The organism is Lactobacillus johnsonii (assembly GCF_013487865.1).
GTDB lineage: Bacteria > Bacillota > Bacilli > Lactobacillales > Lactobacillaceae > Lactobacillus > Lactobacillus johnsonii_A.
Genome location: NZ_CP047409.1, coordinates 324534 through 338721, shown reverse-complemented (window position 1 = coordinate 338721; position 14188 = coordinate 324534). Strand labels below are relative to the sequence as shown.

Annotated in this window: 7 protein-coding genes and 2 tRNA genes; all 9 read right to left on the bottom strand. The window is 34.6% G+C overall.

The window, feature by feature from the left end; all coding sequences use genetic code 11:
- Positions 1–118: 118 nt before the first annotated feature.
- Positions 119–2587 (bottom strand): ATP-dependent Clp protease ATP-binding subunit, encoded by a 2469-nt coding sequence (locus GTO82_RS01575; RefSeq protein WP_180873534.1) that lies wholly within the window; start codon positions 2585–2587, stop codon positions 119–121.
- 165 nt (positions 2588–2752) lie between these two features.
- Positions 2753–2826 (bottom strand) — tRNA-Pro (locus GTO82_RS01570).
- 41 nt (positions 2827–2867) lie between these two features.
- Positions 2868–2942: transfer RNA gene (locus tag GTO82_RS01565), tRNA-Gly, on the bottom strand.
- A gap of 103 nt (positions 2943–3045) precedes the next feature.
- Positions 3046–4587, bottom strand: coding sequence for a lysine--tRNA ligase (lysS, locus tag GTO82_RS01560; RefSeq protein WP_011161471.1), 1542 nt, complete (start codon positions 4585–4587; stop codon positions 3046–3048).
- Between the two features lie 14 nt (positions 4588–4601).
- A complete protein-coding gene (dusB, locus tag GTO82_RS01555; protein ID WP_087284786.1) occupies positions 4602–5609 on the bottom strand; it encodes a tRNA dihydrouridine synthase DusB in 1008 nt (335 codons plus the stop codon).
- 59 nt (positions 5610–5668) lie between these two features.
- The gene (gene hslO, locus GTO82_RS01550; RefSeq protein ID WP_180873533.1) at positions 5669–6544 is read right to left on the bottom strand and encodes an Hsp33 family molecular chaperone HslO; all 876 of its coding nucleotides are present in this window, start codon (positions 6542–6544) and stop codon (positions 5669–5671) included.
- A 53-nt stretch (positions 6545–6597) separates the two neighbouring features.
- The gene (locus GTO82_RS01545) at positions 6598–9240 is read right to left on the bottom strand and encodes a YfhO family protein (RefSeq protein WP_180873532.1); all 2643 of its coding nucleotides are present in this window, start codon (positions 9238–9240) and stop codon (positions 6598–6600) included.
- A gap of 62 nt (positions 9241–9302) precedes the next feature.
- Entirely contained in the window at positions 9303–11990 is a 2688-nt protein-coding gene (locus GTO82_RS01540; protein ID WP_180873531.1) for a YfhO family protein, read from the bottom strand.
- 70 nt (positions 11991–12060) lie between these two features.
- Positions 12061–14187 carry an ATP-dependent zinc metalloprotease FtsH gene (ftsH, locus tag GTO82_RS01535; RefSeq protein WP_004895905.1) on the bottom strand — a complete coding sequence of 709 codons (2127 nt, stop codon included), beginning with the start codon at positions 14185–14187 and terminating at the stop codon, positions 12061–12063.
- Between the last annotated feature and the right edge of the window lies 1 nt (position 14188).

The window sequence follows — 14188 nt, the reverse complement described above, 5'->3', positions numbered from 1 at the left end:
ACAACGTAAATGTCGTTTTTGTTTTATCATCTCGCTGGACAATAGATCAGCGAAATCCTGAATTTCAGCCTTTTAAACGTTTAGTATTTTACACTTATATTACTAATTTGTCAAAAAACTAATTTTTAACTAAAGTCTTCTCTTTATCAACAATTGTAAATTTTAATTTACCCTGATGGGCTCCAATTTTTACAATTTGACCAGCCTTAATCTTTTCACTAATTAAATCTTCAGCAATTACATCTTCAAGTTCATGTTGAATTGCACGACGTAATGGACGGGCACCCATCTCTGGATCAAATCCATTTTTAGCTAATACATCTAAAGCTGCTGGTGAAATCTTTAAGGTTACATCTTTTTTAGCTAAACGATCTACTAAATGACCGGTCATCAAGCTAACAATTTCACGCAATTGCTTCTTAGTTAAACTATCAAAGACAACTGTTTCATCAATTCTGTTTAAAAATTCTGGTCTGAAGAATTGTTTAACTGCTGCCGTAACTTTTTCTTGTTGAAGTTTATTCTTATCGGCATTATCAGCTGCAAATCCAACTGTTTTATCTTCTTGTAAACTACGTGAACCAAGGTTAGAAGTCATGATAATAATTGTATTTCTAAAATCGACTTTTCTACCTTTAGAATCAGTTAAAAATCCTTCATCTAAAACTTGAAGCAATAAATTAAACACATCTGGATGAGCTTTTTCTACCTCATCTAACAAAATTACGGAATATGGATTACGTCTTACACGTTCTGAAAGCTGACCGCCTTCTTCGTATCCTACATATCCCGGTGCCGAACCAATTAATTTGCTTGTTGCAATCTGATCCATGTATTCAGACATGTCGACACGAATAATATTGCGTTCTGAGCCAAACACTGCTGCAGCAAGAGCTTTAGCTAATTCTGTCTTACCAACACCAGTAAGTCCTAAGAATAAGAATGAACCGATTGGACGATTTTCATCCTTAATCCCGCTTCTGCTTCGTCTAATTGCTCGACTTACGGCACTAATAGCTTCGTCCTGTCCAATTACACGTTCATGTAAAATATTTTCTAAGTGAGCTAAACGTTTTGTTTCACTCTTCTTCATCCTAGTAACAGGCACACCAGTCCATTCAGATACAATTTGAGCGATCTTATCAGAATCAACAATCGACTTTTTAGAGTTTTTATTCTCTACTTTTTCGATTAATTTATCCCGATCCTGTGTAAGCTTATTTTCTTCATCCCGTAATTTAGCTGCTTGAACAAAATTTTGATTCTCTGCAGCCTGTTCTTTTTGATGAATAACATCATTAATTTGCGTATCAAGTTTTGTTAAACGTGGATCACTTTTACCAATTGCTTGAATTTTTACAGCTGCACTTGCTTCATCAATCAAATCAATAGCTTTATCAGGTAAGAACCGATTAGCAATATAACGTGTTGAAAATTCAACTGCATCCTTAATTGCTTCATCTTCAATTTTTACATTGTGGAATTTTTCATATTTAGAGCGCAAGCCCTTTAAAATATCCACAGTTTCTTCTTTTGAAGGTTCACCAATTTTTACTTGTTGAAAACGTCTTGCTAAAGCTTGATCTTTTTCAATATATTTTTGGTACTCATCAAAAGTAGTAGCACCAATCATTTGAATATCACCACGTGCTAATGAAGGCTTTAAGATATTTGAAGCATCAATTGCGCCTTCTGCTCCACCTGCACCAATCAAAGTATGCATTTCATCAACAAATAAGATGACAGAACCATCACGTTGAATTTCTTTTAGAATTTTCTTCATTCTATCTTCAAATTCACCACGATATTTAGTTCCAGCAATTAAACTTCCCATGTCCAATGCCATAACTCGTTTTTTAGCTAGAGTATCTGGAACTTCATGATTTACAATTGCGGCTGCTATTCCTTGTGCAACTGCAGTCTTACCAACACCCGGTTCTCCCACTAAAACAGGATTATTTTTAGTTCTTCGAGATAAGATTTGAATTACTCTTTTTATTTCTTTATCTCTACCAATTACTGGGTCAATTGCACCTTCACGGGCTCTTTTATTTAGATTCACACTAACTTTATCTAAATTTGGAGTCAGTGACTTACCTTTTTTCATGCCAGTGGCTGAAGAAATACCAAGAACATTATCTTCTTCCCCAGAACCATCCATGAAACTGTCATTTACATCCTGACTTAAATCTCGTGGATCTACACCAATATTTTTCAAAATTAAACTTGCTAAAATTTGATCACTAGCTAACAAACCTAGCAAAATATGTTTTGTCTCAATTTGAGCAATCCCTAATTCGTCAGCCTTTTGTTTAGCAAAATTCAAAACTAGACTTAAGCGGGGGGACATTTCCATGTATGTTGCCTTTGGACTTGAACCATAACCAGTATATCTTTCAATTTCTTCTCGCACTAAGGTTGGTGTTACATTTCTTTCACGCAAAAGTTTTCCAGCATCCCCATTAGCTTCAATTACTAAAGCAAGCAGAACATGCTCTGTTCCAATAATTCGATGGTGAAAGTTTTGTGCTTGCTCTTTAGCAATTTCAAGAACATTTTTTGCACTATCACTATATGATTTTTCCATTTTGCACCGCCTTACTTCTTTTAAGATCAATATTACAATCTTTAGACAAATATATTATCACTTACATTTAGTAAATGTAAACCATTTGATATTTTCATGAACATTATATACAAAAAAGTTCGTCTTTCTAACCCAAGACGAACTTTTTAATAAAATAATATTCAATCGGGATGACAGGATTTGAACCTGCGACTTCTACGTCCCGAACGTAGCGCTCTACCAAGCTGAGCCACATCCCGAATAACAAAAAAAGACTCACACTTCGGTGAGTCTTTTATACTGGAGCGGAAGACGGGATTCGAACCCGCGACCCCCACCATGGCAAGGTGATGTTCTACCACTGAACTACTTCCGCAGTACATTTATTAGTATAGCAAAACATCTTTTTATTGCAAGTACTTTTTTGAAAAAATATCGAAAAAAATAGACCGTCCTCTAAGACAGTCTATTTAGTAAAATTATTTATTCTTTTTCTTCAAATCTTCTTGAACTTCTGCTTCAACACTTTCCACCTTTTCAGGACGCATTGTTGGGAAGAGTAAGACATCACGAATAGCAGGAGCATCAGTTAAAAGCATTACCAAACGATCAATACCAATACCTAGACCACCTGTAGGAGGCATACCGAATTCCATAGCACGAAGGTAATCTTCATCAATCATATCAGCTTCATCATTACCAGCTTCTCTTTCAGCCATTTGGTCTTCGAAACGATGACGTTGATCATCTGGATCATTTAATTCTGAGAATGCATTACCATATTCAGCACCCATAATAAAGATTTCAAAACGATCAGTAAATCTTGGATCATCAGCATTCTTCTTAGCAAGTGGAGATACTTCTACTGGGTGTCCATAAACAAAAGTAGGTTGAACAATTGATCCTTCACCGAATTCTTCAAAGAAGGCATTGATAATGTGACCAACTTTCCAGTAACTTTCGTAGTGAACATTGTGTTCATCAGCAACTTTTCTTGCTTCTTCAATAGTCATTGGCTTCCAGAAGTCAACACCAGTCTTTTCCTTGATTAAATCAACCATGTGAACACGGCGGAATGGCTTACCCAAGTCAATATCAGTTCCTTGGTAAGTAATCTTACCATCTGGTGAAACAACTTTAGCAGCTGCTCTAATAATTCCTTCTGCTTCATCCATTACATCATGGAAGTCCCAGTAAGCTGCATAAGTTTCAAGTTCAGTAAATTCTGGGTTGTGCTTAGTATCAAGACCTTCATTTCTAAATACACGGCCAATTTCGTAAACACGTTCCATACCACCAACGATTAGACGCTTCAATGGAAGTTCCAAAGCAATTCTCATGTAAAGATCAATATCCAAAGCATTATGGTGGGTAATAAATGGACGGGCTTCAGCACCACCAGGAATATTGTGGAGAACTGGAGTTTCAACTTCTAAGAAATCTCTATTATTCAAATAGTCACGAATAGCTTGAATAATTTGAGTACGATGAACAAAACGCATGTAACTATCATGATTTGTAATTAAGTCAAGGTAGCGCTGACGATAAATTTGTTCAACATCCTTTAAACCATCCCATTTATTAGGTAATGGACGAAGAGCCTTAGACAAGAAAGTAATGTGAGTAGCACGAATAGTCAACTCACCAGTATCTGTCTTCATTACTTCACCATCAATACCTAAAAAGTCACCAATATCAGACTTCTTAAAAATCTTGTAGTTATCTTCACCAACGATATCTTTACGTACGTAAATTTGAATCTTACCAGTACGGTCATAAAGATCTGCAAATCCAACTTTACCCTTACCACGTTTTGCAAGCATACGACCTGCAATCTTAGTCATAGGCATATCAGCATTTAATTCATCTTTATCTTCGTTGCTATACTTTTCATTCAAAGTACGAGCTAAGTCTTGACGATCAAATTTTCTTACGCCAAAAGGTTCAATACCGTTTTCACGCATTTCGTCCATTTTTTCACGACGAGCGATTAGTTGGTCGTTCATTTCATTCTTTGCCACTCTAAAAACTCCTTTTATTGGTTAATTTGCTTTTGTCTCGCTTCATATTTTTCCACAAAATCATCTAACAAGTCAAAAACTTCTTTTTTCGTCCAAACATCATTTATTTTAGCACGGGTTCGAGCTGAACGGGGAATTCCTTTTAAATAATAAGCTGCTTGTCTTCTAAATTCGGGAACAGCAATTTTTTCTCCCTTTAAATCAATCAATCCATTTAATTGATCTTTAGCAGTTTCAACTTTTTCTTCAACAGTTTGTGGACGTAATTTCTCGCCGGTATCCAAATAGTGGACCATATCTTTAATAATCCATGGATTTCCTAAAGCCGCTCTACCAACCATCACTGCATCTGCTCCAACATCCTCTAGCATTGCTTTTGCCTTTTCAGGAGTAGTAACATCCCCATTACCAACAAAAGGAATAGTCAAAGCATCTGCTACATCTTTTAAAGTTTCCCAGTCAGCTTCGCCCATGTACATTTGCTTTCTAGTTCGACCATGCATCGCAACAGCACTAGCACCGGCTTCTTGAGCAGCTAAAGCATTTTCAACAGCAAAAATATGTTTTTGATCCCAGCCTGTTCTCATTTTAACAGTAACTGGTTTACTTACATTACGAACAACTGCATGGACCATTTGATAGATCTTATTTGGATCTAATAGCCAACGAGCTCCGGCATCAGTTTTTGTTACCTTTGGTACAGGACAACCCATATTAATATTGATAATATCAGCTGCTGTATGAGTATCAACATAATGAGCAGCTTCAACTAAAGTTTCCTCACTACCACCAAAAATTTGAATACTCATTGGATGTTCACGAGGATCAACCGTTAACATTTCCAAGGTCTTTTTATTGCGATAAATAATTCCATGATCTGAAATCATTTCACACACTACTAGGCCTGCGCCAAATTCCTTACATACTACTCGGAAAGCAGCATTTGAAATTCCAGCCATCGGTGCAACTACTACACGATTAGGAATTTCAACATCCCTAATTTTCCAACTATCGTTTTTCACACTTGCTCACCCTTTCAAATACCCTAATATCATAGCAAAACTATTCATTACACACCACTTTAATTTGCCTTCTTAAGGACATCTTTTAACTCATCTTCAGTAAAATGATATTTTTCTTTACAAAAGCGGCAAACTAACTCTGCGCCATGATCCTTCTCAATCATTTCTTTTAATTGTGCTGGTTTTAAGGTAGCCAAGATTTGACTATATTTTTCTTTCGAACAATCACAAGCAAAAGAAACATCTTCTTTAGCTAAAATTTTACAATCAGTCCCTAAGATTCTCTCTGCCAAATTTTCAGGTGTCATTCCATCTAAAAATAAAGTAGAAAGATTAGGAAGAGCCTTGATTCTCTTTTCAACTTCAGCCAATTGCTCATCAGTAGCTCCAGGTAATGCCTGTAAAATAAATCCGCCAGCTGCCCCAATCTCATTATTAGGCTCAACAAATACTGATAGACCAACAGCTGAAGGAATTTGCTCTGATTTGGCTAGATAATATGTAAAATCTTCTGCAATCTCCCCACTAACAATTGGAACTTGACCTGTATATGGTTCCTTCAAACCTTGATCTTTGGTTACCTCAAGCCAACCTTTTCCAACGGCTTTTGCCACATCGATATGTCCATCTTTTTTAGGTGGAAGGGCTATATGAGGATTTTGGATATATCCTTTAATTGTTAGATCAGCTTTTGCTGTTACAATAGTTGCTCCCACTAGACCATTTCCAAGTAACCTAACAGTTAATTCATCTTTATCTTTCAATAAAGCTGCTGACAAGAGTAATCCTCCAATAAGTGTTCTTCCAAGCACAGCTGAAGATGCACTCCAAGTATCATGTCTTTTTTGTGCTTCACTTACTAAATCTTTAGCATCAACCGTAATTAATCGTAAATTCTTAGTTTTATCAATTGCTTTTACTAAATAATCTTTCATTTTTTCTTTCTCCTAAAAAATAAAGCCTATAAATTATAGACTTTATTCTTTGACTAATATTTTTTCTTTTCCAAGTACCCATTAAATACCACTAGTAAGATTATACCTATGATACTTGTTATAACTCCAATAAGCAATCCAGGAGTCCTATATCTCATTACTACAGTATGTTTACCAGGTTTCATATCTAAACCAATAAATACATCCAAAGTTCGGCTCACCTTAACTGGTTTACCATCTACTTTTACTTTCCAGCCTCTACTGTATGGAATAGTAGTTACCAGATTTTCATTTTTAGTGGTATTTATTTTTCCCGATAGATAATTATCTCTAAAAGTTGTTAAGTGCATCTGTTTTTTATTATTAACTTGTGAAACTTTAGATCGCAATAAAGTTGAATTAATATTTACTAAACGTGGTATTTCGCTAGTCAGAATTCGTTTATTTCCTGCTAGGCTCCACTTAATTTGGACCTGTCCTTTTTGATTTGCTCGAACACCAATTAGTTGTTTAACTTGTGATTGAAGTCGAACATCTTTTTTATTAATGGTAATACTTAATTCAGGTTTATTATTTCCATCCTGACTTGCATGATAAGTAGTTAGTGGATCCGCAAATCCCATTAAATCTTTACCAAATTGAACATAGGCCGTTTCTTTTGGTTTCAAACCGTCAAAAGTAAAAGTTACACTTCCCTCTTTATCAGATGTCCGAGTGACTGTAAACTTCTTCTTTTCCTGATTCAATTTACTATCAGTTACTTTAATTTTTGCAACTTTTGGACTATAAGTTAAGACATTTCCTTGAGTTTGAGTTAACGAATTTAAAACTAGATTTTGATTATAAACAGGATCATTACTCTTAAATTTTAAATTATTAGATAAGTTACCAGCAAAAACAAGTGGTAATGTATCAGTTCGATATGCTGTGTACTGCTTTTCTTTTAATAAAATTGGATTATTTTTCAAATCATCTCTCAGCCCATAACTAATATATTCAGGGGAGATACTCTGACTTGGTAAGGAATTATCAATAAAACCACCAATATTGAAAATAGCATCAGTCACTACTGTTCCGGTTTTATAGAAATAATAATAACCATATGCTGATAATCCTAAGTTAGCATATAATTTACTAATTTTGGGATCATTATTAGAAGAAAAAATCTCTGCTCCTTTGTAGTTAAATGCGTAGCTTTCGCCACGATCATTATTTAAAAAATAATTTTTGGCTATTCTTTTACTTTTAACACTAGCTGGCAAATGATCAAATAACTCTTGGTTTTCAGTTACATAATTAGAGTATATATTACTTCTCATCCCTATTCGATCCAACATAAGATAACTACTAATAGCAATCTCTACTACTCCTACCATCACGAGAACAAAACGAAATGATTTATGGTCTGAAAAATAAAGTAAAATACTAAACAAAATAATTAAGCCCAGCGAAACCAACATATACATATCGTATTTTCCATAGTGCAGTCTTAAGACAGTCACTAAAAGTCCAACAACGAAGTAGATTCCTGATGCTAATAGAAGTTGTTTTTTCTTTAAATCAAAACCTGCTAATTCTTTTGCGGCTAATAATAAAATCCAAAAGATAATAATAAAGCTAAATCTATATGGAAAACCAACTGGTTTTTGTCCTCCATGCCAGAAAAGATAGATTTTTGTTTGAACCAAACTTAGTAGAAAAACTAAACCAATCACTAAGTTAATAATTCTTTCTTTTTTTGAATTCTTATTATCGATAAAGTACAAAATAAAAATAATTATTGCCAAAGTACCAATAAATAAAAGGGGCGATCCATTAAAGGTATTTTTCATAAAGAGAGCAGATATGCTTTTAGCAATTGAAGAAACTGGACTTAGTCTAAAACCTTCATTGATAGTGTGTTCAGCAAATTTATTATTAGATAAATTCATCCAGGTTGGTAAAGTAATAACCGCACTAATTAGCCCACTAATTAGTGAACTTATTACAAAATCAATTATCTGCTGGATGAATATTTTTTTATCCTTAAAATTATTGATTGTATAAGCACAAAAGGCAATTACCATGAAGATACAAATCATGTAACCAATATAATAGTTAAAAATTATGGCACATGCTAGCAAGACAATATAAAGAGTCCAGTGTCTTTTAACTAAACCTTTGATCAGAGCATAAATAATTAATGGTAATAGGATTACCCCATCGAGCCACATTAAATTTGCTCCATATCCGATGCAGTATCCACTTAATCCATAAATAATTCCCAGAAAAACTGAATAGATCTGATTTTTAAAATTGAAAAAATTTAAGATTAAAAATGTAAATGCTGCACTAGCTAAACCTAATTTGATAATAATTATTACATAAAGTGCTAAATTTATTTGACTAGCTGGGAATAATAAAATTAGTAAATTAAATGGGCTAGCAAGATAGTAACCAATGTTTCCAGCCATATCCGCGCCTAACCCATTAGCAAAACTAAATTGCAAATTGTTCCAGTTTCCTAAAATCAAACGACGAAGATATTGAAAAAATGATAGATATTCATCTGGTAAATCTCCGCCCCATAAAACTCCACCTAAAAACGGATTACAATTTGCCAAACTAGATACAATTAGGAAAATCGCTATAGTTATTCCGAAACTTATCAAACACAGTTTCAGAATATTTTTCTTTTCTTTACTCAACTTTTTCATTATTATCCTTAATTCTAAATACACCCCTCTAATTTTAGAGGGGTGTACAATCTTTATTTCACCTATTTATTAGTTTTCTGACTAATAGATGTTTTATTTTTCTTTAGATAGACCGTATATACAGCTAAGGCAATAATACCGATAAGACTTAGTAAAGCACCGATGACAAAACCAGGTGTTCTATATTTGAAAGTTATTTGATGCGTTCCCGGCTTTAATTTTAAGCCAATAAACACTTTCAAAGTTCGATTAATTTTAACTGGTTTTCCGTCAACTTCTGCTCGCCATCCTTTACTGTAAGGAATGGTGGTTGCTAAGTTTTCATTTTTATCAGTCTTTACTGTTCCAGCTACATAGCTATCCCTAAACGCAGAAAACTTCATGCGATTATTTTGAGCTTTTTTAACCTTATCTTCTAATGCAGTTTGATCAATATTCACAAAACGTGGATATTTAAACTCAACTTCATTTGACTTTCCGTCTAAAGTCATCTTCACTACCAGTTTTCCGTCTTTATCAGCTTGAACTCCAATAAGTTGATCTGTGTATTGTTGAAGATGAACATCTTTTCCATTAATTGAGACAGTAAATGGTAAACGGTAATCCGGCTTTTGCTTCATTTGATAGCTATTTAAAACCACAATCTGCTCCATTAAATTCTTACTAAAGCGGATATAACCAACTTGATCAGGTTTCAAATTGCTATATGTAAAGGTTATAGTACCAGGATTTTCGGAAGTTCTCTTAGCTTTAAATTTACCTTTCTTAAATTTAAGATTTATATTCTTAGAATTAATTTCAGCATTTTTAGAGCTATAGCTCAAAACATCTTTTTTAGTTTGAGTTAAAGAATTTAAAACCAAATTTTGATTATATACTGGATTTTCTTCTTTAAACTTCAGCTTATTAGCTAAACCACCTGCAAAGGCAAAAGGTAAAGTTTCATTTCGATAGGCCGTCTTATCACCCTGTTTTAGAATTACAGGATGATTCTTTAAATCATTTCTCAAACCATAGCTAATGTATTCTGGTGAAACACTTTGATTAGAAAGTGAACTATTAATAAACGTTTTTACATTAAAAATAGCATCTGTTACTACAGTACCTGTTTGATAATAGTAGAAATAACGAAAAGTTGAAAAACCAAGATCAGTCATTAATGAACTAATGCGAGAATCATTATTTGATGAAAATTCTTCCATCCCCCGGTAATTAAAAGTGTATCCCTCACCGCGATCATTATTTAGTTCATAGTTTTTAGCCAATCTACCCGTTTTATCAGAATTTGGAATTCGAGAAATAATACTCTGATTCTCAGACACATAAGATGGATATGCTCCACTTTTCATTCCGAGGTGATTCAAACCAATATAGGCATTACCGGCTAATTCAACTAATCCTACCAATAATAAAGTTACACGAACAAATCGTTTATCAGAGAAATAAACCAAGATTCCAAATATAATTACTAGGACAACTGCCAGCCAAGCATAACCATTCCATGGTCCAATTCTACGACGAATATATACAGCTGCTAAACTAACAAGTAAGTAAATTCCAGCAGCAATGAGTCTTTCGTTTTTACTTTCTTTTCGATACTCACTTAAATTAGAGAGTTCTTTTGCCGCCAAAAGTAAAAACCAGAATACAATAATAAATCCAAAACGATATGGATAAGCAATAGTTTGTTGACCACCATGCCAAAAGAGATAGATTTTTGGCACAGTAATACTCAACACAAAAAATAGTCCAATAACTAGATTAGTAATTCTTTCTTTGATAGAGTTACGTCCATCAATAAAGTAAAGAATAAATACAATTAAAACTAACGTACCAACAAAAATTGGTGCCCAATCATTGTAAGTATCACCAATAAATAATCTTGAAACAGCTTTTCCGCCACTAATTAAAGTTTTAATTTCAAAATTAGAATTAAAGTCTGCCTGAGATAACTTATTGCTAGAAAGGTTAAAGAAAGTTGGCAGGATAACTACTGCGCTGATTAACCCACTAATGATTGAACTAATTGCAAAACCGGTAAATTGATGAAGAAAAGTTTTGCGATTTTCAAAATTGTTAACTGTATATGCCAAAAACAATATTACTAAAAAGATACAAATCATGTAGCCAATATAGTAATTAAAAATGATAGCACATGCTAGTAAAACACTGTAAGCCAGCCAAACATTCTTCTTGATTCCTCTGATCAATGCATAGGAAATTAACGGAAGTAAGACTAAACCATCAAACCACATTACATTTCCAGCATAGGCAATCGAATATCCGCTTAAGCCATAAGCAATTCCTAAAAAGACAGGATATGCTTGATACTTAAACTTAAACCATTTCAAAGTCAGCCAAGTAAAGGTTCCACTCATTAAACCTAATTTGATCAGGATAATAATATACACAGCAATATTCATTTTACTTGCTGGGAAAAGGAACACAATAAAATTGAGTGGGCTAAGAAGATAATAGCCAATATTTCCGGCCATATCTCCACCCAAACCATTGAGAAAACTAAATCCTGCGCTACTCCAATTACCGAGCATTAAATGACGATAATATTGAAAGAAGGACAAATATTGATTTGGTAAATCCCCACTATACAGAACTCCCCCAAAGATTGGGTTACAATCGGTCAAAGTAGATAAAAGGAAAAAGAGAACTATAGTTGTTAAACAACTTATTAGGCTTACCTTTAAAATCTTTTTTTCTTTTTTACTTAAATATTTCATTCTTAATACCAAAAAACTCCTTTCTAAAATCTGTAATTTCAGTATTAGAAAGGAGTTTAACCATCACTCTTACAATAAACTCTTAATCATCCTTATTTTCATCTGAACTATGATCCTCAGAATCATTCTTTTCAGATGGTGGATTAAGTGGAATATTATCAATATTCTTATGATCATCAGGAAGTGGATGAATATCTTCTTTATCATCCTTGTTTTCAGTTTCTTCTCTTTGTTGATCCTTCTTTTCCATTGCGGCTTTTGCCTCTTCATAAGTTGAAGCTTTAGACTCACTTGGAAATTCATTTTCATCATTTTCAGGCATTTTACCAGTCTTGAATAATGAAAGAATTTGTTTTTCGTTTAAAGTTTCATACTTGAGTAAGGCTTCTGCAATAATCTTATGAGTTTCACGGTGACTCTTAATGATGTCAACTGCTTGTTTATGACCTTCATCAAGAATTTCTTTAACTGCTTCATCAATCTTAGCAGCTGTAGCTTCACTATATGGCTTAGTTCCATAAGGTGATTGCATACTTGGGGACTCAAGCTCAGTCATACCAACATCAGTCATACCATATTGAGTAACCATACCCCGAGCGATGTTAGTTGCTTGTTCAAAGTCATTTGAAGCACCAGTAGACTTATCGCCCACAACTACTTCTTCACCAGCACGACCACCCATTAAACCAGCAACTTGTTCCATCAACTGCTTCTTAGTGATGATGTTTTCATCTTCTTTTGGAAGCATGATGTTATATCCACCAGCACGGCCTCTAGGAACAATTGTAACCTTACGAACAGTTCTTGAATCACTAAGAACCAATCCAACAATTGCGTGTCCTGCTTCGTGGTAGGCAACACGTTTTCTTTCTTCTGGAGAAATAACAGTATCTTTCTTAGCTGGGCCGGCAATAACTCTATCTTCAGCTTCATCAATATCAGAAGCTGTAATTTCAGTCTTATTACGACGAGCAGCAACTAAAGCAGCTTCGTTTAAAACATTTTCAAGATCAGCACCAACGAAGCCAGGAGTTTGACGTGCTACTTCCTTTAAATCAACATCAGGGGCTAAAGGTTTATTCTTAGCATGAACCTTTAAAATAGCTTCACGGCCCTTAACATCTGGGCGACCAACTAAAACTTTACGGTCAAAACGACCTGGACGAAGAAGTGCGGGATCAAGAACATCAGAACGGTTAGTAGCTGCCATAACAATGACACCTTCATCACCTTCGAAACCATCCATTTCAACCAGTAATTGGTTTAAAGTTTGTTCTCTTTCGTCATGGCCACCACTTACGCCATTACCACGTTTACGTCCAACAGCATCAATTTCATCAATAAAGATGATACTTGGTGCATTTTTCTTAGCTGTTTCAAACAGATCACGTACACGAGATGCACCAACACCGACAAACATTTCTACAAAGTCTGAACCAGAAATTGAATAAAATGGTACACCGGCTTCACCTGCAACTGCACGTGCAAGTAAAGTTTTACCAGTACCTGGAGGACCCTCAAGAAGAACACCAGCCGGAATTCGAGCACCTAATTTAGTATATTTTGCTGGATTCTTTAAGAATTCAACAATTTCAACCAATTCTTGCTTTTCTTCTTCTTCCCCAGCTACATCTGAGAATCTAACCTTGTTTTTACTTGGATCTTGTGGCTTAACATGTGACTTACCAAAGTTCATCATACCGCCGCCACGGCCTTGTCCACCTTGATTCATCATCATCCAAAGCATGACAATAAAAATCAAAGTTGGGACAAGCATCACAATCGTAGAGATCCAGGTTCCAGATTGAGATTCACCTTGTCCAGAAATAGATGCCCCACTCTTTTGGGCAAGATCGGAAATTGTCTTAACCATTGAGTCATTTTGAAGCATCGTAGTACTGAACCGGGTTACTTCATTACTACTTTGTGAACTTGGAATTAGTCCAAATCCATTATTATTTTGATTATTTGACTTTTGAGCTTTCTTATAAGATCCAGTAACCGTATATACACCATTAGATGGTTGTACATTGATACTCTTGACTTTACCCGCTTTTAAATCTTTTACTAATTGAGAATAACGGATATTTTCTGTGGAACCATTACTACCGGAGCCTCCCACGGCCCAATTGATTCCAGCCAAGAGGATCACGAATACTATGATATAGAAAAGACCGTTAGAAAGCAGTCTATTTCTTCTATTTTTCATC

Bases quoted from the DNA above. Each gene is read 5' to 3' on its own strand.
- hslO (WP_180873533.1), bottom strand. From the start codon at position 6,544: ATGAAAGATTATTTAGTAAAAGCAATTGATAAAACTAAGAATTTACGA.
- GTO82_RS01575 (WP_180873534.1), bottom strand. From the start codon at position 2,587: ATGGAAAAATCATATAGTGATAGTGCAAAAAATGTTCTTGAAATTGCT.
- ftsH (WP_004895905.1), bottom strand. From the start codon at position 14,187: ATGAAAAATAGAAGAAATAGACTGCTTTCTAACGGTCTTTTCTATATC.
- GTO82_RS01545 (WP_180873532.1), bottom strand. From the start codon at position 9,240: ATGAAAAAGTTGAGTAAAGAAAAGAAAAATATTCTGAAACTGTGTTTG.